Source organism: Streptomyces melanosporofaciens (assembly GCF_900105695.1).
In the GTDB taxonomy this organism is placed as follows: domain Bacteria; phylum Actinomycetota; class Actinomycetes; order Streptomycetales; family Streptomycetaceae; genus Streptomyces; species Streptomyces antimycoticus.
This window is the reverse complement of the sequence record NZ_FNST01000002.1, coordinates 3,720,435-3,745,664: the sequence shown is the minus strand read 5'-3', so window position 1 is coordinate 3,745,664 and position 25,230 is coordinate 3,720,435. Positions and strand designations below refer to the sequence as shown.

The following is a 25,230-nucleotide window of genomic DNA, read 5'->3' as shown; positions in this document are numbered from 1 at the left end:
CGGGTACGGTGGCCCGCAGAGACGCGTCCCATACATATCTTCTAGGCGGTGGATGGCGTGCTGGTTGAAGGCTTCGGCAAGCTGATGTACTGGGTCTCCTGGGCCCTGCTCCTCTTCAGCCTCTTCGCCTTCGTCGACTCGGCGATCCGCCGGGATGACGCGTACCGGGCGGCGGACAAGCAGACCAAGGCGTTCTGGCTGATCATCCTCGGCCTCGCCGCCGCGGTGAACTTCTTCATGGGCATCCTGGACTTCCTGCCGATCATCGGGCTGATCGCGACGATCGTGTACATCGTCGACGTCCGGCCCGCGCTGCGGCAGGTCTCCGGCGGTGGCCGCCGCTGGCCGCGCGGCCGCGGCTCCAGCTCCGACGGTCCTTACGGACCCTTCAACGGCCGGTAGGACGCGTCGAGCGTCCGGCAGCGGGCGCGGGCGGCATACAGCGCACGCCGGGGGACAGACAGCGGAAACGACCGGGCCGCGGCCGATCAGCCGCGGTCCAGCAGCAGCACCGCGAGATCGTCGGTCAGCTCCCCGCCGTTCAGCGACCGCACCTCGGTGACGGTCGCGTCCAGCAGCTCCTCGCCGCGCCGTCCCTCCGCGACCTGGCGGGCGACGATCTCGACCATCCCCTCCTGGCCGAGCCGCTGTACCCCAGTTCCGACGCGGCCCTCGATCAGCCCGTCGGTGTACATCATCAGGCTCCATGCCCCGCCGAGCTCGACCTCGCGGCGCGGCCAGCGGGCGTTCGGCAGCAGGCCGAGCGCCGGGCCGTTCTCGTCGGTGGGCAGCAGCCGGGGCGCCATGCTCGGGCGGATCGCCAGCGGCGAGGGGTGCCCGGCCAGACAGACCCCGGCCCGGCGGCCGTCCGGTGCGATGTCGACCGTGCACAGTGTGGCGAAGATCTCATCGTCGGCGCGTTCGTTCTCCAGCACCTGCTGAAGGGTGCCGAGCAGCTGATCGCCGCAGAGCCCGGCGAAGGTCAGGGCGCGCCAGGCGATGCGCAGCTCCACCCCGAGGGCGGCCTCGTCCGGGCCGTGGCCGCAGACGTCGCCGATCATCGCGTGGACCGTGCCGTCCGGGGTGCGGACGGTGTCGTAGAAGTCGCCGCCGAGCAGGGCCCGGCTGCGGCCGGGCCGGTAGCGGGCGGCGAAGCGCAGCCCCGAGCCGTCCAGCAGCGGGGTGGGCAGCAGTCCGCGCTCCAGCCGGGCGTTCTCCTGGGCACGCAGCCGCGACTCGGTGAGCTGGCGCTGGGCGAGGTCGGAGCGTTTGCGCTCGACGGCGTAGCGGATGGCGCGGCTGAGGATCCGGCCGTCCAGCTCGCCGCGGAAGAGGAAGTCCTGGGCGCCCACCCGCACCGCCTCGGCGGCGCGCTCGGCGTCGTCCTCCGCGGTCAGGACGAGGACGGCGTGCAGGGGCGCGAGCCGCAGCACCTCGTGCAGCGCGGCCAGCGAGTCCGCGCCGTCGTGGTCCGGGCCCGGGAGGGCGAGGAGGATGCACTGCACCCCGTCGGTGAGCAGCCGGCTGGCCTCGGTGAGGTTGCGCGCCGTACGGATGCGGACTCGGTTACCCTCGGTATCCAGCATCTCGGGAACGTTGAAGGCACCGGACGGATCGTCCTCGATCACCAGCAGGGTGAGCCCGTTGTCGGGCAGGGCGGCGGGACCGGCCTCCGGGGCCGGTGCCTCCCGTTGCCTCGGCACGGGTACGGACATCGCTCGATTCCTTCCCTCCCCCCGAGGGCGCGCACCGCCGACCGGTGGAGCGCAGTGGGATTCCGGTACGCACACCGACTGGTCGGTTTCAGCGACCCCAGAGCGCGGGTACCGGATATTGCCAGGCGACCTTAGCGCTAGGCGGCCGTTTCATGGAATGACCTCCAGGCACCGACTTTTGTCATATGCCGCACGTCATGCGGCACTTGGCGGCCCGGGAGACAATCCCGGGATGACGAACATCACGCTGGCGCTGGGGGATATCACGGAGCAGAGCGTGGACGCGGTCGTGAATGCGGCCAACTCCTCCCTGTTGGGAGGGGGTGGCGTCGATGGAGCCATCCACCGAAAGGGCGGATCCGACATACTGGATGAATGCCGCGATTTGCGTGCGTCCCGCTATGGCAAGGGCCTTCCGGCCGGGCAGGCGGTCGCCACCACGGCCGGCCGGCTGCCCGCCCGCTGGGTGATCCATACGGTCGGCCCGGTCTTCTCCACGACCGAGGACCGCTCGGCCACGCTCGCCTCCTGCTACCGCGCGTCACTGCGGGTCGCCGATGAGCTGGGCGCCCTTACGGTCGCCTTCCCGGCCGTATCCACCGGCGTCTACCGCTGGCCCCTGGACGACGCGGCCCGGATCGCGCTCACCACCGTCCGCGATGCGGACACCGCGGTCACCGAGGCCCGCTTCGTCCTCTTCGACCAGCGCGCGTACGACGCCTTCGAGACGGCCCTGAACGGGCTCCCGCCGGCCTGAGGCGGCCGGGCGGGCCCTCGCGGCCCCCGGGGCACCAGGTCCCGCCGTACTACCGCGCGTCCGGCCGGACCACGCCCAGGATCGGCATCGAGCCCGCGCCCGCGAACGTGACCTGGCGGCCGGGGCGGGGGGCATGGATCATCGCGCCGCCGCCCACGTACATCCCCACATGGCTCGCGTCCCTGAAGTAGATGATCAGATCACCCGGGCGCATGTCCTTCGCACTCACCTTGGGCAGCAGCCTCCACTGCTCCTGCGAGGTCCGCGGGATCGCCCGGCCGGCCGTCGCCCACGCCCGCTGGGTCAGCCCCGAGCAGTCATAGGTGTCCGGGCCCACCGCGCCCCACACATAGTTCTTGCCGAGCTGGGCCCGCGCGAAGTCGACCGCGCGCCCGCCCATCGCGGTGGCGCCGCTGCCGAGCTCCCGCAGTATCCCGGTGTCCAGCCACTTCGCCTGCGCACCACGGGCCTTGTCCTCCTCCAGTTGACGCAGCCGCTCCCGTTCGCCCTTCGCCAGCCGGGACTCCAGCCGCTGCGCCCGGGCCAGCTTGCGCAGGATCTCCTTCTTCGCCGCCGCCTTCTTCGCCCGGCTCCGGTCCAGCCGCTCCCACTCCTGGGAGGCCGAGTCGGCGTAGCGGTCGAGCGCCACCTGGGTGCGCTCCAGACGGCCGATCAGGCCGTGGGTGGCCTGTTCACCCTTGCGGGCGAGCGTGACACCGTCGAGGAAGTCGCCCGGATCGCCGTTGAGGAACAACCGTGCCTCCGCCGGCATCCCGCCACCCCGGTACTGCGCCCGGGCCATCGCCCCGGCCCGCTTGCGCAGCCCGGCCATCTCCTTCTGGGCCTTCACCACGGCTCGGGCGATCTTCAGGATGGCCTTCTCCTGACGGGTCTGTTTCTCCCGCGCCAGGTTGTACGCGTCCGTGGCGGACTCCGCCTTGCGATAGAGCCCGTCGACCTCCTGGTGGACCTGCTCCAGGCTCTGGCCCCCACTCGCGCCGCCACCGGACCCGCCGCCCGGCCCCGGAGCCGGTCCCGGCTCGCCGGGCGCGGCGTACGCCGTCTCCGGCACGGCCGACAGTCCCAGCGCGCAGACCAGCGCGGTGGCCGCGGCGACGCTCACACCCCTCCCTCTCCCGTCCCGCCTCACCCGCGGTCTCCTCTCGTTCCGTTCCGGCCGTGCGCGCTCCTGTCCCTCTCGCGCGCCAGACCTGACGTACCGGCACGTAGGGACGGATAGTGACATGCCGTACCGCAATTCGACAGAGACACGCGGCGGTTACTCCAGCAGCCACCCCGAACCGGTTCACCGGACGGGTGTCGCACAGGTGTCGGACGGGCCTGGCGCGACCTCTGCAACGACGTCATCCGGCTCGGGATCAGGCCGTGACCTGGCCGTGACATGGCCACCACACTGACGGCCGAGGTTCACCATCCGTTAACTCGCCCCCTCAGGCCGCTTCACCTGATCTGCCTACTTTCGGCCCTACTGAGCGTGAGCCGCGTACGGCTCCGGCCCACGCCGCACGAAGTGCGCTCCACCCCATCTCGCGCGCCGTCCCCCAACCGGCGGCTCCTGGAAGGAACTCCTGAAAGTGAAGCTTCAGCGCAAGAACCGGCTTCGCGCCATCACCGCCGGTGCCCTTGCTGTCTCCGGCGTCCTGGTCCTCACGGCGTGCGGCTCCGACAACAACAGCGACTCGGGCGGCGGCGGCTCCAAGGCCGCCTCCAACATCAAGTGCGACGGCAAGGGGCAGCTGCTGGCCTCGGGCTCGTCCGCGCAGAAGAACGCCATGGACCTGTGGATCAAGACCTACGGCGCCGCCTGCAAGGACACCAAGCTCAACTACAAGGCCACCGGCTCGGGCGCGGGCATCCAGGAGTTCCTGCAGGGCAAGACCGCCTTCGCGGGCTCCGACTCGGCGCTGAAGCCCGAGGAGGTCAAGTCCTCCGAGAAGATCTGCAAGGGCGGCAAGGCCATTGACCTGCCGATGGTCGGTGGCCCGATCGCCGTCGGCTTCAACGTGCCCGGCGTCGACAAGCTGACGCTGAACGCCGATGTCCTCGGCAAGATCTTCAACTCCGAGATCAAGAAGTGGGACGACCCCGCGATCAAGGCGCTGAACAAGGACGCGAACCTCCCGAGCCTCAAGATCCAGGCGTTCCACCGCTCCGACGAGTCGGGCACCACGGACAACTTCACCAAGTACCTCAAGGCCGCCGCCCCGAAGGCGTGGCCGCACGAGCCGGGCAAGGCGTGGGAGGGCGAGGGCGGCCAGTCGGCCGACGGCTCCTCCGGTGTCTCCTCGCAGGTCAAGCAGGTCTCGGGCGCGATCTCGTACTTCGAGCTGTCCTACGCGACCGCGAACAGCATCAAGACCGTCGACCTGGACACCGGCGCCTCCGCCCCGGTCCAGGCCACCGTCGAGAACGCCTCCAAGGCCATCTCCGAGGCCAAGATCAAGGGCACCGGCAGCGACCTGGCCCTCGACCTGGCGTACGACACCAAGGCGGACGGCGCTTACCCGATCACCCTGGTCACCTACGAGATCGCCTGTGACAAGGGCAACAAGGCGAGCACCCTCGCCGCGACCAAGTCCTTCCTGACCTACGTCGCCAGCGAGGACGGCCAGACCTCCCTCAAGGAGCTCGGCTACGCCCCGCTCCCGACCGAGATCGCCAACAAGGTCCGCGAGAGCGTCAAGAGCCTCTCCTGACCCGAGTGCGGCTGACTCCGCCGCGGCAATCGCCGCGGCGGAGTCAGCCGCATCGTCCGGTGCACCGCCGCACCAGGAGCCTCATCCGCATCGGGCTCCGCAGACCGGAGAACTCATGAAAACGGATATAGAACCCACATCATCAGTCGCCGGGTCCCCACCCAAGGTCAAGACCCGCTCCACCGGCCGCGTCGGTGACAAGATCTTCCTCGGCCTCTCCCGGGGTTCCGGGATCGCTCTGCTGGTGATCATGGCGGCCATCGCGGCCTTCCTCACCTACCGCGCCGCCATCGCGATCTCCAAGGACGAGGCCAACTTCCTCACGTACTTCGAGTGGAACACCGGCTCCTCGCCGATGCGGTTCGGCATCGCCGTCCTCGCCTACGGCACGGTTGTCAGCTCGATCATCGCCATGGTCATCGCGGTGCCGATCGCGGTGGGCATCGCGCTGTTCATCTCGCACTACGCCCCGCGCCGGCTGGCCACTCCGGTCGCCTACGTCATCGACCTGCTCGCCGCGGTCCCCAGCATCGTCTACGGCCTGTGGGGCGCGCTCTTCCTCGTCCCGCATCTGACCGGGCTCTACACCTGGTTCGACGACTACCTGGGCTGGACCGGGATCTTCAGCTACCAGGGCGGCGCCGCGCGCTCCCTGTTCACGGTCGGCATCCTGCTGGCGATCATGATCCTGCCGATCGTCACCAGCGTGAGCCGCGAGGTGTTCCGGCAGGTCCCGAAGATGCACGAGGAGGCGGCGCTGGCGCTCGGCGCGACCCGCTGGGAGGTCATCCGGATGTCGGTCCTCCCCTTCGGCCGCTCCGGCATCATCAGCGCCTCGATGCTGGGCCTGGGCCGCGCGCTGGGCGAGACCATGGCGGTCGCCACCGTGCTGTCCCCCAACTTCCTGATCGAGACCAGCCTGCTGGACCCGGGCGGCGGCACCTTCGCCCAGAACATCGCCAGCCGCTTCAAGGAAGCCGGTAACGACGGCCGCGACGCGCTGATCGCCTCCGGTCTCGTGCTGTTCGTCATCACCCTGCTGGTGAACGGCGCCGCGCGAATGATCATCGCCCGCCGCAAGGAGTACTCGGGGACCGCGGCATGAGCGACGCAGGCGCGGCCACCGGGCCGCAGAAGAAGACGAAGGCCGCACCTCTGCGCCGCGCGGGCGACAGTCACATCAGCTGCCGGCGCAGCGGAGCGAATGTAAGGGGCACGGCATGAGCACTGTTGTTGATAAGGGCGCGCACCGCGCTTCCAGCCTCAAGCAGGCCCGTCTGCCGCGGTGGACCCCGTACGCCCTGGTCGTCGGCTCGGCGGCGGTGGGTGCGGGCATCGGCGTCGCCCTGGGAACGGGCAATCCGCTCCAGTGGGGCCTGTTCGCCGCCCTGGTGTTCATCATCGCCTCGTACGTCCTCGGCGCCGTGGTCGAGGGGGGCCGGCAGGCCAGGGACCGGCTGGCCACCAGCTTGGTCTGGGTCTGCTTCCTGCTCGCCGTCATCCCGCTGCTCTCCCTGCTCTGGGAGACCATCGACCGGGGCCGGACGGTGCTCGACGGCTACTTCCTGGGCCACTCCATGGAGGGTGTGCAGACGATCCTGCCCGGTGGTGGCGCGTACCACGCGATCATCGGCACCCTGGAGCAGGTCGGCCTCGCCGCACTCATCGCCGTTCCGATCGGCCTGCTGACCGCGATCTACCTGGTGGAGTACGGCCGCGGCCGGCTCGCCAAGGCCGTCACCTTCTTCGTCGACGTGATGACGGGTATCCCCTCGATCGTCGCCGGTCTGTTCATCCTCAGCTTCTGGATCATCATTCTCGGCTTCAGCTACTCGGGCTTCGCCGGTGCCATGGCGCTGGCCATCCTGATGATGCCGATCGTCGTCCGCTCGACCGAGGAAATGCTCAAGCTGGTCCCGGACGAGCTGCGTGAGGCGTCCCTCGCGCTCGGCGTGCCCAAGTGGCGCACCATCCTCAAGGTGGTGCTGCCCACCGCGATCGGCGGAATCACCACGGGTGTGATGCTGGCGGTCGCCCGTATCGCCGGCGAGTCCGCCCCCATCGTGCTGCTGGTCTTCGGTGCCACGGGGATCAACAACAACCCGTTCGAAGGCGCCCAGTCGTCGCTGCCGTACTACATCTACGAGCAGTGGCAGCTCGGCAACGACGCCTCCTTCAACCGGGCCTGGGCCGCGGCGCTCGTGCTCATCGCCTTCGTCATGATCCTGAACCTGGTGGCCCGCGGCATCGCCCGCTGGAAGGCCCCGAAGTCCGGCCGCTGAGGCCAAGAAGAAGAGAAGTGATTCACATGGCCAAGCGCATCGACGTCAGCGGGCTGACGGCCTACTACGGCACCCACAAAGCCATCGAGGACATCTCGATGACGGTCGAGCCCCGCTCGGTGACCGCCTTCATCGGCCCCTCGGGCTGCGGCAAGTCGACCTTCCTGCGCACCCTCAACCGGATGCACGAGGTCACACCCGGTGGCCGGGTCGAGGGCAAGGTGATGCTCGACGACGAGAACCTCTACGGCTCGGGCGTGGACCCGGTCTCCGTGCGCCGCACGGTCGGCATGGTCTTCCAGCGCCCCAACCCGTTCCCGACGATGTCCATCTTCGAGAACGTCGCCGCCGGGCTGAAGCTCAACGGCTCGTACCGGAAGAGCGAGCTCGAGGCCGTCGTCGAGAAGTCCCTCAAGGGCGCCAACCTGTGGAACGAGGTCAAGGACCGGCTGAACAAGCCGGGCGCCGGCCTCTCCGGTGGTCAGCAGCAGCGGCTGTGCATCGCCCGCGCCATCGCGGTCGAGCCCGATGTGCTGCTGATGGACGAGCCCTGCTCGGCGCTCGACCCGATATCGACGCTCGCCATCGAGGACCTGATCGGTGAGCTCAAGGAGCGCTTCACGATCGTCATCGTGACGCACAACATGCAGCAGGCGGCGCGCGTCTCGGACCGTACGGCCTTCTTCAACCTGGCCGGCGTCGGCCAGCCCGGCAAGCTCATCGAGATCGACGAGACCGAGCGGATCTTCTCCAACCCGTCGGTGCAGGCGACCGAGGACTACATCTCGGGCCGCTTCGGCTGATCAGGCTCCTCGCCGCACTACTGGCGAGGACAGAACGTCCTGCGGTGCTGCATGGCGGTGCCACCGCAAGACGAAGGGCCCGCCCCTGGCTCCCGGGGGCGGGCCCGCTTTTGTGTATCCGCGCTTCGTGTATCTGCGTACGGGTCGGCCGGAGCGGTTACGACGACCGCACGGGCCGAACGTACGGCGGTCAGCCGAAGGCCAGATTGACGATCCAGTAGCTGAGCGCGGCGACTCCGGCCGCGGCGGGCATGGTGATGAACCAGCCGAGGATGATGTTCTTCGCGACCCCCCAGCGGACCGCGCTCACCCGCTTGGTCGCCCCCACCCCCATGATCGCCGAGGTGATGACATGGGTGGTCGAGATGGGCGCCTGGAACATGAACGACGCCGTGTACATGACTCCGGCCGCCGTGGTCTCCGCCGCGAACCCCTGCGGCGGGTCCAGCTCGATGATCCGCCGTCCCAGCGTGCGCATGATGCGCCAGCCGCCCGCGTAGGTGCCGAGCGACAGCATCGCGGCGCAGGAGATCTTCACCCACACCGGAATCGCGTCGCCTTCGTCCTCGACACCCCCGATGACCAGGGCCATCACCACGACTCCCATGGTCTTCTGGGCGTCCTGGAGGCCGTGGCCGAGCGCCATGGCCGCCGCCGAGACGGTCTGGGCTATCCGGAAGCCGCGCTTGGCCTTGTGCGGGTTCGCGTCACGGAACAGCCAGAGGATGATCACCATCACGAAGTAGCCCAGCACCAGGCCGACGATGGGAGAGAGGATCATCGGGATGACGACCTTCTCCAGCACCCCGTCCCAGTGGACCGTGCTCGCCCCCGCCAGCGCCGCGCCGACCAGCCCGCCGAACAGCGCGTGCGAGGAGGAGGACGGCAGACCGTAGTACCAGGTCACCATGTTCCAGGTGATCGCCCCGATCAGCCCGGCGAACAAGATCATCATGCCTTGGTCGCCGGTGGGGGTGGCGATCAGGCCCTCACTGACGGTCTTGGCGACGCCACTGCCGAGGAAGGCACCCGCGAGGTTCATCACGGCGGCCATGGCGAGCGCCGCCCTGGGGGTCAGCGCCCGGGTGGAGACCGAGGTCGCGATGGCGTTGGCCGAGTCGTGGAAGCCGTTGGTATAGGTGAAGAAGAGCGCGACCGCGATGGTCACGACAAGCGCGAAGGTGTCCATGCCCGGGCTCAGGACTCCTTGACGGCGATGGTCTCGACCGTGTTGGCCACGTGTTCGAAGGCGTCGGCCGCTTCCTCCAGCACATCGACGATCTGCTTGAGCTTGAGCACCTCTATCGCGTCGTACTTACCGTTGAAGAGGTGGGCCAGGAGTTTGCGGTGGATCTGGTCCGCCTGGTTCTCCAAGCGGTTGACCTCGATCCAGTACTCGGTGAGGTTGGTCATGGTGCGCAGATTCGGCATCGCCTCGGCGGTCAGCTCGGCCGCCCGCGCCAGCACCTCGATCTGCTGCTCGACCCCCTTGGGCAGCTCCTCGACCTGGTAGAGGACGACCAGGTCGACGGCCTCCTCCATGAAGTCCATGATGTCGTCGAGGGAGGAGGCCAGGCGGTAGATGTCCTCACGGTCGAACGGCGTGATGAAGGAGGAGTTCAGCTGGTGGAAGATCGCGTGTGTGGCGTCGTCCCCCGCGTGCTCCGCGGCCCTCATCCGCTCCGCGATCTCGGCACGAGCGGAGGAGTCCGCCCCGAGCAGTTCCATCAGGAGCTTGGAGCCGGTCACGATGTTGTCCGCGGACGCGGCGAACATGTCGTAAAAGCTCGTCTCCCTGGGGGTCAGACGAAAGCGCACTGGGGATCCTCGGATGCAGCGGATGGGGACTCGTCGATGCTAGGCGCATCTTCCGGCCACGGTAACCGGCGATCCCAGTGTCGCCCATCGGGCAGAGTGCTCAGCACGGGGGCCCGGTTCGACCAGAAAAGCCGGTACCATATACCCACTGGGGGTATATGCGGACATTGCGTAATCAACGGGAGGACGCCATGACGACCACGGCAGCCGACACCACCGCGCCCACCGACGGCGACGAGCGGGGCCAGACGTCCGGGCATACTTCCGCCCAGGAGTCCGTACCCCACGGTGGCCATGGATACGCCAAACAAAAGGATCAGCACCTGAAGCGGCTGCGCCGGATCGAGGGCCAGATCAGGGGACTGCAGCGGATGGTCGAGGAAGACGTCTACTGCATCGACATACTCACCCAGGTCTCGGCCGGCACCAAGGCGCTCCAGTCCTTCGCCCTCCAGCTGCTCGAGGAGCATCTGCGCCACTGCGTCGCCAGCGCGGCCGTGGAGAGTGCCGCCCAGGGCGAGACGGAGGGCACGAGCGAGGTCGACGCCAAGGTGGCCGAGGCCACGGCGGCCATCGCCCGGCTGCTGCGGACCTGAGCTCGCACCGGCCCGGCCCGACCCGGGCCGTCCCGGGCCGTCCCGGGCGTGGACATGACCGCAGCCGGGTGTGGATATGGCTACCGCCTCGCCGGACGAGCCGCTCGCCGGACGGGGCCGCCGGGCACCCGCCGGCGAGACGGCGACTCGGCTACGGGGTGTCCGGACCCCCGCCCTCCGGGGCGCCCGTCGATTCGTCGGCACCCCTTGCTTCCTCGGCGCTATCAGCGTTATGAGCACCCTTGGTCCGCTTGACGCCATTGGCGCCCTTGGCACCATGAGCGCCCTTGGCACTCTTGGTCCCCTCGGCCGAATCTGATCGGTCGGCCTGCACCCGGAGCACCTCGTCGATACGGTCCGTACTGAGCCTGTCCTCGTCCGCGCTCGACGCAGCGATCATCAAGTCACCATAGAGATCGATTTCGACGAGGGCCACGGGGTCCGGGCCCGACGAGCCGCGACGCGCAACCACGTGTTTCACCTCCTCCAGCGAGCACCTGCGAGCACTTTCGAGCAGCGGCTTCCCAGCGTAGGGATCGGTACACACTCCGCGCATGGCACGGATGGGCCATTTCGAAGGGCAAAGCGGGCCCCTCCGACTACTTCTGAGGTGATCCGACCTTTCCTGTGTAGATATCCGTGGGCTTGGGGAGCTCGACCACGGCCGGCGCCCCGAAGTCGTACAGCTCCGTCGTCGAGGCGACCCCCACCACACCGCGCCGCCGGGCGGCGTCCGGGCCCGCCGTCGCCTCCTGGCCGTCGGTCCGGCTGGTCACCGTGAACCGGTGCCGCACCTCGCGCAGCCGGCCGAGCCCGTCGAGATACGCGTCGAAGGTCACCGTGCTCTCGTCGAACCCCCGCGCCGCGGCCACCAGTGAGCCCCGCGCGCCCTCCGACGCGAGCCGGGCCGCCCGGCCGATGTCGGTGGTGCCGCGATAGTGGCGCACCAGATCCCCGTCGAGCCCCTCCTCGCCGACCAGGCTGGCCTTCCGTACCCCGCGCAGCAGTTCGGCGGCGGTCAGCGGATCCGTGGCCCCGCCCGTGACGAGATTGCCATCGGGAATGTCCGTCGTATCCACCCGAACCCACTTATCGCGGGGAATGCCCGCTCCGCGATTGCGCATGAAAAGCGCTCCCGAGGCCAGGAGTTCGGTGATCGGCGCATGCTCGGCGGCCCCCATCGCGTCCCTCGGCAGCAGCAGCCGCAGCCGACCCCGCCGCTTCTCGAAGTCGTACGCACCGCTGCCGCGGATGGACACGCGGGTGCCGCCGGTCGCCGTCTCCATGGTGGTGCGGACCCGTGAACTGCCCGATCGGACCAGCACGTCCGCGGCCCGGTGCAGCACCGTGACCGCGCTCTCCCGCGCCGTGCCGCCGGGGCGTTCATCGGCCGCCGTCTCGGTGGAACAGCCGCTGACGGTCGCCAGCGACACGGCCAGCAGGCCGCCCGACACGAGACCGGCGACCGCTCTCAGCCGTCTCCGTACGCCGAGCCCGCGCTGCTGGAACTCCATCGACCGCCGACCCCCTGGCCACGCTCGTCCACGCTTGATACTTGTTCGTTTAACGATCAGCACCGGCGGCTCGTCACGGCCCGGTAGCGTGGTCATGTGCTCGACTCAGGCGACATAGGCCACGGCCAGGACCGCACCACCACCGTGGAGAAGGGCTCCTTCTCCACCGCCCGCTGCACCTGCGGCTGGTACGGCCCGGCCCGTCGCGCCAGAGGCGTCGCCCGCGACGACGCGGCGGCTCATGCGACGGCCCGTCACTCCCCGTCCGACACAAGCGATTCATCGGACTCGTCCGATTAGTGGGGCTTGTCCGTCCCCCGACAACACTTCGGCAACGAGCGGAACCACATCCCCCGGTCCCTCCCTCTGACCCAGGGACCGGGCCGGCCTCGCAGTGGCCCGGTCGACGGTTGAGAACAGCGTCGACAGGGAGGGGACACCGCCATGAACCGGCGGACATTGCTGGCAGCGGGCACAGGGCTGACGGCCACCGCCACATGGGCCACCGCGTGCGACGACAACGCGGGAAAGGCCGGCGGTGACGGAACCTCCGCCGACTCCGCCTCCTCCTCGGCGCCGGACGCCCATTCGGCCTCCGCGAGCGGCAGGCGCGGCGCCGTCGACGGCAAGCCGAAGTCCGCCGACTGGAGCGCGCTCGGCAAGGACCTGCAGGGCGGCCTGGTGCGCCCCGGCGACTCCGACTACACCTCCGCCAGCCGGCTCTACAACACTCGCTTCGACCATCTGCGGCCCGCCGCTGTCGCCTATATAGAGAACACCTCGGACATCTCCGCCTGTCTGGACTTCGCCCGCCGCCATGGCGCCCCCGTCGCCATCCGCAACGGCGGTCACTCCTACGCCGGGTGGTCGAGCGGCGACGGCCGGCTCGTCATCGACGTCTCCGCGCTCTCGTCGATCCGTCACTCCTCCGGCGAGGCGCGAATAGGCGGCGGCGCCAAGCTCATCGACGTCTACACCTCGCTCGGCACCCGTGGGGTCACCGTCCCCGGCGGTTCCTGCCCGAGCGTCGGCATATCGGGGCTGACCCTCGGCGGCGGCCACGGTGTGGTCTCCCGGGCGTACGGGCTGACCGCCGACAGCCTTACGGGTGCGACGATCGTCACCGCGGACGGTAAGGCCCTCGAGGTCTCCAAGAACCGCGAGGCCGATCTGTTCTGGGCGCTGCGCGGTGCGGGCAACGGCAACTTCGGCATCGTCACCGAACTGCGGTTCCGTACGCATGAGGCGGCCGACGGCGTGACGTGTTATATGTCATGGCCATGGTCTAAGGCCGCGAAGGTGCTGAGCGCCTGGCAGAAGTGGGGCCCGGACCAGCCCGACGAGATCTGGTCGGCGCTGCATCTGTCGGCCGCCCCGGGAAGCACCCCCACCGTCTCCATCAGCTGCTTCTCGCTCGGCACCTACGGCGCGCTGCAGAACGCGGTGGACCGGCTCGCCGACGGACCGGGCGGCCCCGGCCCGGCCACCCAGGTCAGCCTGCGCCGCCGCGGCTACGTCGACGCCATGCGGATGTACGCGGGCTGCGGCGACACCTCGACGACCAACTGTCATCTGCCGGGCGACAAGCCAGGTCACAGCGCCTCCGGGGTGCTGAATCGCGAGACCTACGCGGCGCGCTCGGACTTCTACGACCGCTCGCTGAGCCAGGCGGGCGTACGGGCGATGCTCGACCAGATGGAGCGCTACGGGCGGCGCACCGGCGGCGGGGGCGCGGTGAGCATCGCGCTGACCGCGCTCGGCGGGGCGGTCAACCGGGTCTCGCCCACGACCACGTCCTTCGTCCACCGCCGCTCGCGGTTCCTCGCCCAGTACACCGCGTCCTGGGCGGCGAGCGGCTCGGGCACCGCGGGCAACGCCTGGCTGGACGGGGCCCATACGGCGATGCGGCGCCACGCCTCCGGGGCGGCGTACCAGAACTACACGGACGCGTCGCTGAAGGACTGGCGCTCGGCCTACTACGGCTCGGCCGCCGACAAGCTGACGCGGCTGAAGGAGCGTTACGACCCGGACCGGCTCTTCGACTTCCCGCAGGCGCTGTGAGGCCGTTCGCGGGCGAGGGGAGCAGGAGATGACAGAAGGCCCGGCAGCCGCCGGGCCTTCGTCGCATCCGTAAGGAGGCCGTCAGGCGTATCCGCCAGGGGGCCGCTAAGCCGCCAGGTCCTTGTTCCCGTGGTCGCCGCCCGCCGAGCGGGACTCGGAGAGTTCCGCACACGCCTCGTCCGCGCCCTGGTCCGCGGCGGTGGGCTCGGCCCGTATCAGCCGGCCGACGCGCGAACTCGCGAGCGCCGTGGTCAGCGGTGTCAGCAGCATCATCGCGAGCGGTGCCAGCAGCAGCGTGACCGCCGTCCCCAGGGCGAACCCGCCGATCACATCGGTCGGGTAGTGGACCCCCATATAGACGCGGCAGAACCCTTCCAGCAGCGCGAGCCCTATCGCGGCCACCCCGTACGCGCGGTGGGCCATGAAGACGCCGACGGCGACCGCCATGGTCAGCGTCGCGTGGTCGCTGACGAACGAGAAGTCGGTCTTGCCCGCCACCAGGACGTCGAGCCCCTGGTGGTCCTTGAAGGGCCTGGGCCGCTCGACGAAGCCGCGGATCGGGATGTTGGCGAACAGCGCCAGCCCGGCGGCCAGCGGGGCCCACACCAGCCCGGCGACGGCGGAGGGCGCCTCCTGCGGCCGCTTCCGCACGCTCCACCAGGCGGCCAGGGTCACCAGGGCGAGCCCGATGATGATCCCGTATTCGCCGACGAACTCCATGACGCGGTCGAACCAGTGGGGGGCGTCCTTCGCCAGCCCATTGATGTCGTAGAGAAGGCTGACATCGGGGTTCGACCCGTCCAGTGCGAGTCCAGCCATGTGCCGTAGCCCCTTATCTCTTGCCTGTCACTACGTGCAGCTGCCGACCCCCCGTAATGCCTTGCGATCCGTGGCATCGCGACCGGCGCCGGAGAGTCCGCCGTCGATCCACGCTGATCCACGCTCCGATCCACCTCCAGGGAACTCCCTCTTCTCGCCGGGGGTTCCGTACTCCACCCAACGATCACCGGGACGTTATCGAAGGGTGACCGATCGTCGCAGCTCAGGGGGAATCCTTACGCGGAGTTCGCCCGCGGCAGCGCTTTCGCGCCATCTTGAGTCACCCGTGTAGCACCGATGTAGTCCGGCGAGTCGATCTTGTCAAAACGGATCACCGCACCGGTGTAGGGCGCGTTGATCATGTAACCGCCGCCCACATACATCCCCACGTGGTGGATCGATCTCGGGTCGTCGAGGTCATAGGCGAAGAAGACCAGGTCCCCGGGGAGCAGCTCGTCCCGCTTGGGGTGGGGTCCGGCGTTCCACTGGTCGTTGGCGACGCGCGGCAGGTCGATCCCGACCGTCTTGTACGCCGCCTTCGTCAGCCCCGAGCAGTCGAACCGCCCGCCCTGCTCCGGCGTGCCGTTCCCGCCCCATAGATAGGGCTTGCCGAGCTGCTTCTGCGCGAAGTAGATCGCCCCGGCCGACTGCTGGGAGGGCTGGACCTTCTGGATCGGCGCCTCGAAGCTCTTGGCGAGGGTGGTGATGGTCTTCACGTAGTTCTGGGTCTCGCGGTAAGGCGGCACCCCGCCGTACTTGATCACGGCATAGGCGCCCGCGTTGTACGAGGCCAGCATGTTGTGCGTCTGATTGCCCGGCACGTCCTTGACGTACTTGGCGAGCGAGCAGTCATAGGCGGCCGCCGACGGGATCGCGTCCTGCGGGTCCCAGATGTCCCTGACGCCGTCCTTATTGCCGTCGACCCCGTGCGAGGCCCAGGTGGCCGGGATGAACTGCGCTATCCCCTTGGCGTTGGCCGGGCTCTGCGCCTTCGCGTTCCAGCCGCTCTCCTGGTAGAGCTGCGCGGCGAGGAGCGCGGGATTGATGGCGGGGCAGGAGTTCCCGTACTGCTGGATCAGCGGCTCGTACGAGGAGGGAACGGAGCCCTTCGCCAGCCCGACGGCCTTACCGCCCGCACCGCCGATGAGATCCGCCGCGACCATATAGGTGCCGACGACGAGCAGCGCGACGAAGGAAAAGGAGACTCCGATACCGACACTGACACCCAGCCAGACCTTACGCACCCGGCCATCCTCCCCCATCCACCCGCGATGCGAACGCGTTTACGTCCGCACGGCGAAAATCAGCCGCTCCCCAGCCGAAACCATACGGTGGGCCTCCGACGCGCGCCCCCTTGTGCGCCGCCCATCCGCCCCGCGCGCCTCACCGCTCCGCCTCGGCCGCCTCTCGCGGGGCCGCGCAACGCGTAGAGTCCAGCCGTCCGAGCACCACGACCCTGGGGACCGCAGATGACACGGCGCGACTGGCAAGAGCTCGACTGGCAGCGGGCCGCACCCGACGACAGCGAGGAGGGCCGCGCCTACCTCGAGGTGGCCGTGGGCCCCGACGACCAGATCATGATGCGCGAGAGCAACGACCCGGAGACCGTGGTCGTCACGACCCGGACGAAGTGGGAGGCGTTCATCAAGGGCGTCAAGGCGGGCGAGTTCGACGACTTCGCCGACCTCGCGGAGGCCGACGAGCCCGCGGGGAAGTGAACGGCTGACGGCCGTTCACCGATGACCCTCCGACTCTCGCTGACGCCCTTCGCCGAGACCCCCACCAACGACCCCCAGCGTCGGTCCTCACCGACGGCCCTACCGCCGGTCCTCACCGCCGGTCCTCACCGATCGTTGCCCGATGCTCACCCGCGTGATACACAGAGTGACCATACGACACTCCGTTGACACGCCTCGCACGTCCGCCAGACGGCCGTGTCCCACAACACGCACGAGATCCGCCAAGAAATGCCGCCAAGTCGACATGCGGAAGCGGATTCATCAGCGAAGATAGAGGCTGACCCACGCCATGCCGGCGGGGGACACAACAACCCACAAGGGGCGGTGAGTTCATCATGTTCCTAGCGGCCGAAAAGGGCGACATCAACACCATCATCGGTGGAATCGCCCCAGACTGGGGCCCGTTCGGCAGTCTGGGCAGCGAGGCCCGCGTCATGATCGAGGTCGTGATGGCGGTCGCACTGCTGCTGTGCTTCGGCATCGCCATCTGGGGCGCGGCCAAGCAGCGGATCGGCGCGACGGCCCTGCGGGACACCTTCAGCGCGGAACAGGGCAAGGGGCTGATCGTCGCCGGCCTGACCGGTGTGTTCATCATCGGATCACTGGGCACCCTCTTCACGATCGTGTACGGCATGGCCATCTAGCCGCGCCCCCGCCCGCCCCCCAGCCGCTCCCCCGCGCGGGGCGCACACCCCTGGCCGCAAGCCCCGCTCCCGATTCCCCCTACCGGCCCCCCACCCCGTACCCGAGGCTGCTTCCTGATGCCCGCTCCCGCTCACCACGCTGAGGACGTGTCAGCTTGATGTCCACTCACACCAGCGCGCCCGAGCGTCAGTCCTCACCGTTACCGTCGTATGCGGGTGACGGAAGAGGGACCATGGATGACGCGGCCGGCACGACCGGCAGGCTCGGCGGGATCAGCAGGCTCGGCAGGCTCGGCACGGGTGAAGGGGCGTACGCAGGATGAGTCTCGGCGGCGACGACGGATACGGCGGTGACTACGAGGGCCATGAGGCGCGCCGCGGCCGCGGCGCGGCCCCTGGAGATCACCTGACGCGCACCCGCCTGCCCGAGGGCGACGGCGACCCCTACGGCCCGCCCCGCCGAGCCCCCGGCCGCGCCGGCAAGCCCAGCCGTAACCTGATCACCGTGGTCAGCGTCGTCGTCCTCCTCCTCGCGGCCATCGCCTTCGTCAACCGCGGCGGCGGCAAGGACGGCGACTCCAGCAGCGACGACACCGGCGGCACCGGCACCGAAGCCCGCCCCACCGCCCCCACGGGCGAGCGCCCGGTCGACGGCAAGAACGACACCACGGGCATCGCCTCGGGCTTCGCCAAGTCGGAACAGGGCGCCCAGAGCGCGGCGGCGAACTACGCGGTGGCACTTGGGTCTGACGGCATGTTCAAAGCGGACCGTCGCAAAGCGATTGTGCACACGGTCTATGCCCCTGACGTAGCTGGTACGCGGCTCAGCGAACTCAATAAGGCGTTCTCCAACAGCAAGATCCTTTCGAACGCCGGCCTCGATGCCAATGGCGATCCTCCGGACGGCATGACCTTCGTCTCCCGGGCCAACCCGGTAGGCGCCAAGGTGGAGAAGTTCGAGGACGACGAGGCCCAGGTTGCCGTCTGGCACTCACTGCTCTTCGGCCTAGCAGGGGAAGGGTCCAAGAACCCGGTCGCCGAGGGCTGGTACACGGATACCTTCAAGCTGAAATGGACCAAGGGCGACTGGAAGGTGATCCGGTACACCCAGAAGAACGGCCCGGCACCTGTCGGCCGCGACCAAGCCGCTTCCTCGGCTGAGGACATGGCCAATGCCGTACAAGGGTTCGGAGGGTTCACGTATGCCCGCTAATCGCCGTCGTGCCCTTTCGATCAGCGCCGCACTCGCATGCGTCCAAGCCGCTGGTGTGCTGCTGGCAACGCGTGCTGCCGCTGCCCCGTCGCCGACCCCCACTCCGTCCGACACCAGTGACGGCTGCGACGGCATCCAGGACGGCCAGCTCAAGGATCTATGCAAGGGCAGCGGAGGCGATTCTCCGGGCTCCGACCCCGCCAACCCCCTGGACCCCGCCGCCTCCCTCGCCCGCGGCTGCGCCGACGCCGCCTCCTGGCTCGTCGGCAAGCTCTCCAAGCTGGTCAAGGAGACGGCCACCGTCGACTTCACCAACGAGGCCTTCCTCCGCCAGTACGCCGTCGTCTTCGCCGCCTCCACCGTCCTCACCCTCATCCTCTGGCTCCTCGCCGTCGCCAAGCGCGCCATCCGCGGCGTCCCCCTCGGCGAGGCGCTCTCCGAAGCCATAGGCTTCCTCTGGCTGACGGTCCTGGCCTCCGCCTTCACCCCCCTCATCCTCTATACGGTCGTCACCGCGACCGACGCCGTCACCGAAGCCATCGCCTCCGGCACCGGTGCGGACAACGACGCCTTCTTCGGCTCCTTCGCCCAGGCGCTCAAGCGGGACGAGGACATCGGCGGCGGCCCGATCATGCTCATCGTCGTCTCGCTCGTGACAATCCTCGCCGCCGGCGTCCTCTGCCTCGAGCTCGTCATCCGCGCCGCCCTCCTCTACGTGGGCGCGCTGCTCGGCACCGCCGTCTATTCGGGCCTCGTCGACAAGAACATGTGGGGGCATGTGCGCCGCTGGGCGGGAATCATGATCGCCGTGATCCTCGTCAAGCCGGTGATCATGATCGTGCTGGCCCTCGCCGGCGCGCTCTCCACCTCCGGTGACAAGCCCGACGCCTTCTCGGCCGTCGTCTCCGGCCTGTCCATCATCATCCTCGCCATCTTCGCCAGCGCGATGATCTACCGCTTCGTACCCGGCTTCGGCGATGAGATCGTCAAGGCCCGCAGCGCCAGCTCCGACCCCGCGTCCCGCCAGGCCGCCGCCGTCATCACATCCCCCGCCGCCCTGGTGAAGCAGGGCATCAACGCCCACAGCGCCCGCGGCGGAGGCGAGACCGGTGGGGGCGGCGGCGCCCCGGGGCAGGCCAGGCCCGCCAATCCCGTCTCCGGCGGCGTGGCGGCCCACAGCACCCGCACCAGCGGCGGAGGCGGAGCCTCGGGCGGCGGGGGCGGCGCGCCCGCCAGCCGCACCGGCCACACCGGAGGCTCCCGCGGCGGCTCCGCCACAAACCGCAGCTCCGGCAACAACTCGGGAGGTGACCGGCGGTGACGATCGACGCCCAGTCGCACCCCATCGCGCCCCGTCGCACATATCTGATCGGGCGCCCCCGCCCGAACGCGATCGTCGGCAAGAACCGCGAGACCGGCGAGATCGCGCTGATCGTCGGGGGAGCCTTCATCGGAATGATGTGCGGCCTGCTGGTGCAGGTGCTGATGTTCCGCATCGTCGCCCTGGTCGGCTTCCCCACCCTCGCCCTCGCCGCCGTGTACGTCCCGTACAACGGGCGGACGTTCTACCGGTGGTTCGAGATCAACCGCTCCTACAAGCGCAGCGTCCGTAAGGGCACCACCGCCTACCGCTCCGGCGCCGCGGAGGCCGGCACCCGCCTCGACGGCCGGGAGATCGAGGTCGGCCCGCCCCCCGGCATCGGCCGGATCAACTGGCTGGCGGCCCCCTTCGGCCCCGACGAGATCGCCGTGCTCCTGCACGCCGACCGCCGCACCGTCACCGCCGCCATCGAGATCGAGGGCCCCGGCGTCGGCCTGCGCGACAGCGAGGACCAGGAAGCCCTCGTGGACCGGTTCGGCACCCTGCTCAAGCATGTGGCCAACGGCGACGGCTTCGTGACCCGTCTGCAGATCCTGGCCCGCACCCTTCCCGCCGACCCCGACGCGCACGCCAAGGACGTCGAGCGGCGCGGCGACCACCAGGCCCCCCACTGGCTCAAGGACTCCTACGACCAGCTGCAGTCCATGGTCTCCACCTCCTCCGAGCAGCACCGCGCCTATCTCGTCGCCTGTATGCACTACACCCGTGACCTCGCCGCCGAGGCCCAGGCCATCGCGCGCGCCACCCGCCACAGCGGCGGCGGCCGCCGCCTCGACAAGGACGCGGGCCTCGCCGTGGTAATGGCCCGTGAGCTCACCGACATCTGTGCCCGCCTCGCCGAGGCCGACATCCGGGTGCGGCAGCCCCTGGGGCAGGGGCGGCTGGCGTCGCTCATCCACTCCATGTACGACCCGGACCACCCCATCGATCACATCCAGGCGATGACCAAGCGGAACGCCTGGCCCGCCGAGCTGGACGCCATGGAGCCCACCTACCTCCAGGCCAAGACGCGGGAGTCGAGCACCCGCGAGCCCTGGTGCCACTCCACGGCCTGGGTGAAGGAGTGGCCGATGACGCCGGTCGGGGTCAACTTCCTGGCCCCGCTGCTCGTCCACACCCCCGATGTCATCCGTACGGTCGCCGTCTGTATGGACCTCGAGCCCACCGAGGTCGCCATCGAGCGGATGCTCACCGAGAAGACCAACGACGAGGCCGAGGCCAGCCGCGCGGCGAAGATGAACCGCACCGTCGACCCGCGCGACATCGCCGCCCACGGCCGGCTCGACCAGCGCGGCGAGGATCTCGCCAGCGGCGCCGCGGGCGTCAACCTCGTCGGCTACATCACCGTGTCCTCCCGGTCCCCGGAGGCCCTCGCGCGCGACAAGCGGACCATCCGGGCCTCGGCGGGGAAGAGCTATCTCAAGCTGGAGTGGTGCGACCGCGAGCACCACCGGGCCTTTGTGAACACGTTGCCGTTCGCGACCGGCATCCGCCGATAGAGACGACTGGGACGACAGGGACGATAGGGGCTCCGCAGTGGCCGATCCGATGAGCGCCGTCACCGATGCGTTCACCAGCTTTCTGTTCGGAAAGGTGGAGACGACACGGCTGCCCGTGCGCACCTCCACCGGCCAGGCACAGGCCGTCTATCTGCCCACCGCGGCCCCCGGCCTCGGCGACTCCGGCGTGATCATCGGCCGCGAGGTCTACTCCGGCAAGGGCTATATCTACGACCCCTTCCAGCTCTACGGCCAGCAGCTGCCGGCCCCCCACTGGCTGGTGCTCGGCGAGTCCGGCAACGGAAAGTCGGCCCTGGAGAAGACCTACGTCCTGCGCCAGCTGCGGTTCCGCGACCGCCAGGTGGTGGTGCTGGACGCCCAGGGCGAGGACGGGGTCGGCGAATGGAACCTCATCGCCCAGGAGCTGGGACTGACGCCCATCCGGCTCGACCCCATGGCGGCCCTGGACGGCGGAATCCGTCTGAACCCCCTGGACCCGGCGATCACCACGACCGGTCAGCTCGCCCTGCTCCGCACGATCATCGAGGTCGCGATGGGGCACGGGCTCGACGAGCGCTCCGGGTTCGCCCTGAAGGTCGCGCACGCCTACGTCAACGAGACCATCGTCGACCGTCAGCCGGTGCTGACCGACATCGTGGAGCAGCTGCGCCACCCCGAGGCGGATTCGGCGGCGGCGATGAACGTCGATATAGACGACGTACGGGCCTGGGGCCTCGATGTCGCCCTGGTGCTGGACCGGCTGGTCGACGGCGATCTGCGCGGGATGTTCGACGGCCCCACCACGGCCGGAATCGATCTGGACTCACCCCTGATCGTCTTCGACCTGTCCCATATCGATCGCAACTCGATCGCGATGCCGATCCTCATGGCCATCGTGGGCGTCTGGCTCGAGCACACCTGGATCCGTCCCGACCGTAAGAAGCGCATCTTCCTGGTCGAAGAGGCGTGGCACATCATCAACTCCCCCTTCGTCGCCCAGCTCTTCCAGCGGCTGCTGAAGTTCGGGCGACGGCTCGGCCTGTCCTTCGTCGCCGTCGTCCACCATCTCTCCGACGTGGTCGACGGCGCGGCGGCCCGGGAAGCCGCGGCCATCCTCAAGATGGCCTCCACACGGACGATCTACGCCCAGAAGGCGGACGAGGCACGGGCCACCGGCCGCGTCCTGGGCCTGCCCCGCTGGGCCGTCGAGATCATCCCCACGCTCTCCCCCGGTATCGCCGTATGGGACGTCAACGGCAACGTACAGGTCGTCAAACACCTGATCACCGAGGCCGAGCGGCCCCTGGTCTACACCGACCGGGCGATGACGGAGGACGGGCTGGCCGTCCAGATGGCGGCCGAGGCGGAGGCCGAGGAGCGAGCCGCCGCGGCGGTCGAGGCGGAAACCTACGGCGGGCCGTCGTACGGATCCACGGTGGCGTGAGATGGCAGCGGGACAGAACCACGGCGGGCCCGCGGAGCACGGAAGACCTCCGTCCGCGCAAGGCGGCATTCCGGACGGCCTGCTGATCGGCGCCATCGGCCTCCTGCTGGGCACGCTCGGCCTGATGTGGTCGGCGACCGGTCTGGCCGGGCTCTTCGCCCGCGGCGCCTGGCCGGACAACCTGACCTTCATGCGGACACCGATGGCGCTGCGCCATCTGGTGCAGGAGCCCCAGGACCTGGCGGCGGCATGGCCCAGCACCCCGAAGGAGCAGCTGTCGGGGTACGGGCTATTCTGGGGCGTCTTCATCAGTGAGCTGATGGTGCTGATCGTGCTGACGATCTTCGTGATCGGCACGCTGGCCCGCTACCGGACGGTCCGCATCCAGCGCCGCGCCGACCGCGCGGACGCCCGCGAGAAGGCGGCGGAGGCGAAACGACTCGGCCTTACGGGCGCGAGGGCCGCCGAGAAGGGCTCCGGGACCGGCAGCGGTACGAGGCCGGAGCCGACCCCTGGCACCGAGGCGCCATCTCCGCCCGCACCAAACCCCGGAAGCGGCCCAGCGGCCCCAGGAGCCGCCTCCGGCCCGGCCGGACCTTCTGCTGAGGGCTCCCCCGCCTCCTGGCCCGAGAGCGCCGCTCCAGGCCACCCCGCCGGGCCCCCGGCCCCGACCGAGGCGGTTCCCGGCAACGGCCTCGTCGCACCCGTCGCCGGTCATCCGCACGAGGGCAAGGCCATGGCCGCTGAAGCCGCCACCGGGACGGGCCACCAGCCGCATCCCCATATCGCCGAGCAGAGAGCCCGCACACAGGACGCCCCCACGGAGGGCGCGTCCACACCGCCCGCCCACGACGGCCTGTACGCCCCGCTCGACCCCGACCCGGCGTCCGCACAGCCGCTCCCCGCCCCCCGCACCGACCCGCTGACAGCGGCCGGGCTTCCCGACGGCGAATTGGCCCAGTCCCGCGTCCTCTTCGGTGCCCAGCGCGGCGAGTCCGCGGCCCACACCGTCCTGGAGGCCGTCGGCCCCGTCCTCGTCGTCACCAGCGATCCCGAGCTCTGGTCCACGACCAAGGACGCCCGCGCCAAACTCGGCCCCACTCACGTCTTCGACCCGTCCCATCTGCTCGACACCCCCGCCCGGCTGCGCTGGAACCCGGCGTCGGACTGCGGCTCCCGCGATATCGCGGCCGCCCGCGCCACCGCCCTCCTCGCCCCCGTAAGGCCCATGCACGCCATGGACCGGCCCATGGCGGAAGCCGCCGAGACGATGCTCCGCTGCTGGCTGCACGCCGCCGCGGTGGACGGCCGGCCGTTCCGCCATGTGCACCGCTGGGCGCAGGGCAGTTCGGCCCACGAGCCCGTGAAGATCCTCCGTACGCATCCCAAGGCGGCGGGCGGCGCGGCCGGCGAGCTGGAGGCCACGCTCACCGCACACCGCGAACGCCGCGATATGGCCCAAGAGCTGACCGCCCGTGCCCTCGGCGCGCTGTCCTCGATCCATATCCGGGACGCCTGCAATCCGGGACGTGCCGACACGCTCGCGCTGGAGTCATTCGTCGCCGAAGGGGGAACGCTGTATCTGATGGGTGAGTCCATCGAGGACCCCCGAACCCATCCGGGTGCGATGCCCCTTTTGACCGCACTCGCCTCAGACGTGGTCGAGCACGGCCGGCGCATGGCCGAACGGTCATCCTCCGGTCGGCTCGACCCACCACTGACCCTCGTCCTGGACGACATCGCCGCTGTAGCCCCGCTCCCGGCGCTCCCCGATCTCCTCACCCAGGGCGCGGCCCAGGGCCTGCCCACACTGGCCCTGATGCGCTCCCAGGAACAAGCACGAGCCCGCTGGCCCCACCGCTCCCTGGTCGGCCAATAGGCAGTCGGGCTGGCGGGGCAGGGCGTTCCGGTAGGGGTCCCTGTCAGAGCCGTCCCCGGACGCCGTCGCGAGGCCAGGGGGAGCCATATCGTCCGATGGTGCTTACCAGGGCGTATCTTTCGCACACAGCCGGGGACGGATATCGCGACGAATATCGAGGCGAACGCAAAAAAGCCTCGGTCCCGAGTACATGTACTCGGGACCGAGGCTAAAGATTGTTCGGCGGTGTCCTACTCTCCCACAGGGTCCCCCCTGCAGTACCATCGGCGCTGAAAGGCTTAGCTTCCGGGTTCGAAATGTAACCGGGCGTTTCCCTAACGCTATGACCACCGAAACACTATGAAACCAA

The 25,230-nt window shown here is 69.5% G+C and carries 24 protein-coding genes and 1 rRNA gene; 16 read left to right on the top strand and 9 right to left on the bottom strand.

The window, feature by feature from the left end; all coding sequences use genetic code 11:
* Window positions 1–57: 57 nt before the first annotated feature.
* The gene (locus BLV72_RS18695; RefSeq protein WP_014053906.1) at window positions 58–402 is read left to right on the top strand and encodes a DUF2516 family protein; all 345 of its coding nucleotides are present in this window, start codon (window positions 58–60) and stop codon (window positions 400–402) included.
* A gap of 86 nt (window positions 403–488) precedes the next feature.
* On the opposite strand, the gene BLV72_RS18690 is transcribed toward BLV72_RS18695, so the two are convergent.
* Window positions 489–1,715 carry a PP2C family protein-serine/threonine phosphatase gene (locus BLV72_RS18690; RefSeq protein WP_093463599.1) on the bottom strand — a complete coding sequence of 409 codons (1,227 nt, stop codon included), beginning with the start codon at window positions 1,713–1,715 and terminating at the stop codon, window positions 489–491.
* A 232-nt stretch (window positions 1,716–1,947) separates the two neighbouring features.
* Between BLV72_RS18690 and BLV72_RS18685 the strand changes: the two genes are divergently transcribed.
* Window positions 1,948–2,472 (top strand): O-acetyl-ADP-ribose deacetylase, encoded by a 525-nt coding sequence (locus BLV72_RS18685; RefSeq protein WP_093463597.1) that lies wholly within the window; start codon window positions 1,948–1,950, stop codon window positions 2,470–2,472.
* 49 nt (window positions 2,473–2,521) lie between these two features.
* On the opposite strand, the gene BLV72_RS18680 is transcribed toward BLV72_RS18685, so the two are convergent.
* Complete coding sequence (locus BLV72_RS18680; protein WP_093463596.1) at window positions 2,522–3,622, bottom strand: C40 family peptidase; 1,101 nt, start codon at window positions 3,620–3,622, stop codon at window positions 2,522–2,524.
* A 445-nt stretch (window positions 3,623–4,067) separates the two neighbouring features.
* On the opposite strand from BLV72_RS18680, the gene pstS reads away from it, so the two are divergent.
* The 4 genes from pstS to pstB all read left to right on the top strand — a co-directional run bounded on the left by pstS (window position 4,068) and on the right by pstB (window position 8,274).
* Window positions 4,068–5,189, top strand: a complete 1,122-nt coding sequence (gene pstS, locus BLV72_RS18675; protein WP_093463594.1) for a phosphate ABC transporter substrate-binding protein PstS — start codon at window positions 4,068–4,070, stop codon at window positions 5,187–5,189.
* A gap of 115 nt (window positions 5,190–5,304) precedes the next feature.
* Window positions 5,305–6,294, top strand: a complete 990-nt coding sequence (gene pstC, locus BLV72_RS18670) for a phosphate ABC transporter permease subunit PstC (protein ID WP_093463593.1) — start codon at window positions 5,305–5,307, stop codon at window positions 6,292–6,294.
* Between the two features lie 115 nt (window positions 6,295–6,409).
* Window positions 6,410–7,471, top strand: coding sequence for a phosphate ABC transporter permease PstA (gene pstA / locus BLV72_RS18665; RefSeq protein WP_093463591.1), 1,062 nt, complete (start codon window positions 6,410–6,412; stop codon window positions 7,469–7,471).
* Window positions 7,472–7,497: 26 nt separating this feature from the next.
* Window positions 7,498–8,274, top strand: a complete 777-nt coding sequence (gene pstB, locus BLV72_RS18660; protein ID WP_093463590.1) for a phosphate ABC transporter ATP-binding protein PstB — start codon at window positions 7,498–7,500, stop codon at window positions 8,272–8,274.
* 190 nt (window positions 8,275–8,464) lie between these two features.
* Here pstB and BLV72_RS18655 read toward each other — a convergent pair whose 3' ends face one another.
* On the bottom strand, window positions 8,465–9,463 hold the full coding sequence (locus BLV72_RS18655; RefSeq protein WP_093463588.1) for an inorganic phosphate transporter: 999 nt from the start codon (window positions 9,461–9,463) through the stop codon (window positions 8,465–8,467).
* Window positions 9,464–9,471: 8 nt separating this feature from the next.
* Window positions 9,472–10,092, bottom strand: coding sequence for a DUF47 domain-containing protein (locus BLV72_RS18650; RefSeq protein ID WP_093463587.1), 621 nt, complete (start codon window positions 10,090–10,092; stop codon window positions 9,472–9,474).
* Between the two features lie 191 nt (window positions 10,093–10,283).
* On the opposite strand from BLV72_RS18650, the gene BLV72_RS18645 reads away from it, so the two are divergent.
* Window positions 10,284–10,688, top strand: a complete 405-nt coding sequence (locus tag BLV72_RS18645; protein ID WP_059145907.1) for a metal-sensitive transcriptional regulator — start codon at window positions 10,284–10,286, stop codon at window positions 10,686–10,688.
* A 151-nt stretch (window positions 10,689–10,839) separates the two neighbouring features.
* Here the strand turns inward: BLV72_RS18645 and BLV72_RS18640 are convergent, their stop codons facing one another.
* Entirely contained in the window at window positions 10,840–11,169 is a 330-nt protein-coding gene (locus BLV72_RS18640) for a hypothetical protein (RefSeq protein WP_143059790.1), read from the bottom strand.
* 118 nt (window positions 11,170–11,287) lie between these two features.
* Window positions 11,288–12,202 (bottom strand): hypothetical protein, encoded by a 915-nt coding sequence (locus BLV72_RS18635; RefSeq protein WP_093463584.1) that lies wholly within the window; start codon window positions 12,200–12,202, stop codon window positions 11,288–11,290.
* Window positions 12,203–12,298: 96 nt separating this feature from the next.
* Between BLV72_RS18635 and BLV72_RS18630 the strand changes: the two genes are divergently transcribed.
* The gene (locus BLV72_RS18630) at window positions 12,299–12,502 is read left to right on the top strand and encodes a hypothetical protein (RefSeq protein WP_093463582.1); all 204 of its coding nucleotides are present in this window, start codon (window positions 12,299–12,301) and stop codon (window positions 12,500–12,502) included.
* A 144-nt stretch (window positions 12,503–12,646) separates the two neighbouring features.
* Complete coding sequence (locus tag BLV72_RS18625) at window positions 12,647–14,263, top strand: FAD-binding oxidoreductase (protein ID WP_093463581.1); 1,617 nt, start codon at window positions 12,647–12,649, stop codon at window positions 14,261–14,263.
* A 105-nt stretch (window positions 14,264–14,368) separates the two neighbouring features.
* On the opposite strand, the gene BLV72_RS18620 is transcribed toward BLV72_RS18625, so the two are convergent.
* Window positions 14,369–15,082, bottom strand: a complete 714-nt coding sequence (locus BLV72_RS18620; RefSeq protein ID WP_093463579.1) for a phosphatase PAP2 family protein — start codon at window positions 15,080–15,082, stop codon at window positions 14,369–14,371.
* A 236-nt stretch (window positions 15,083–15,318) separates the two neighbouring features.
* The gene (locus BLV72_RS18615) at window positions 15,319–16,326 is read right to left on the bottom strand and encodes a C40 family peptidase (RefSeq protein ID WP_093463578.1); all 1,008 of its coding nucleotides are present in this window, start codon (window positions 16,324–16,326) and stop codon (window positions 15,319–15,321) included.
* Window positions 16,327–16,551: 225 nt separating this feature from the next.
* On the opposite strand from BLV72_RS18615, the gene BLV72_RS18610 reads away from it, so the two are divergent.
* The 7 genes from BLV72_RS18610 to BLV72_RS18580 all read left to right on the top strand — a co-directional run bounded on the left by BLV72_RS18610 (window position 16,552) and on the right by BLV72_RS18580 (window position 24,881).
* Entirely contained in the window at window positions 16,552–16,800 is a 249-nt protein-coding gene (locus tag BLV72_RS18610; protein WP_093463576.1) for a DUF397 domain-containing protein, read from the top strand.
* 356 nt (window positions 16,801–17,156) lie between these two features.
* Complete coding sequence (locus BLV72_RS18605; protein WP_009716148.1) at window positions 17,157–17,465, top strand: hypothetical protein; 309 nt, start codon at window positions 17,157–17,159, stop codon at window positions 17,463–17,465.
* A gap of 319 nt (window positions 17,466–17,784) precedes the next feature.
* The gene (locus BLV72_RS18600; protein WP_093463575.1) at window positions 17,785–18,678 is read left to right on the top strand and encodes a DUF8175 domain-containg protein; all 894 of its coding nucleotides are present in this window, start codon (window positions 17,785–17,787) and stop codon (window positions 18,676–18,678) included.
* Window positions 18,668–19,999, top strand: a complete 1,332-nt coding sequence (locus BLV72_RS18595; protein WP_093463573.1) for a hypothetical protein — start codon at window positions 18,668–18,670, stop codon at window positions 19,997–19,999. Before BLV72_RS18600 ends, BLV72_RS18595 begins: the two co-directional genes overlap by 11 nt.
* A gap of 2 nt (window positions 20,000–20,001) precedes the next feature.
* Window positions 20,002–21,558, top strand: a complete 1,557-nt coding sequence (locus BLV72_RS18590) for an SCO6880 family protein (protein ID WP_093470422.1) — start codon at window positions 20,002–20,004, stop codon at window positions 21,556–21,558.
* A gap of 49 nt (window positions 21,559–21,607) precedes the next feature.
* Window positions 21,608–23,002 carry an ATP-binding protein gene (locus BLV72_RS18585; RefSeq protein WP_425288526.1) on the top strand — a complete coding sequence of 465 codons (1,395 nt, stop codon included), beginning with the start codon at window positions 21,608–21,610 and terminating at the stop codon, window positions 23,000–23,002.
* 1 nt (window position 23,003) lies between these two features.
* Window positions 23,004–24,881, top strand: a complete 1,878-nt coding sequence (locus BLV72_RS18580; RefSeq protein ID WP_093463570.1) for a type IV secretory system conjugative DNA transfer family protein — start codon at window positions 23,004–23,006, stop codon at window positions 24,879–24,881.
* A 217-nt stretch (window positions 24,882–25,098) separates the two neighbouring features.
* Here the strand turns inward: BLV72_RS18580 and rrf are convergent.
* A 5S ribosomal RNA gene (gene rrf / locus BLV72_RS18575) occupies window positions 25,099–25,215 on the bottom strand.
* Between the last annotated feature and the right edge of the window lie 15 nt (window positions 25,216–25,230).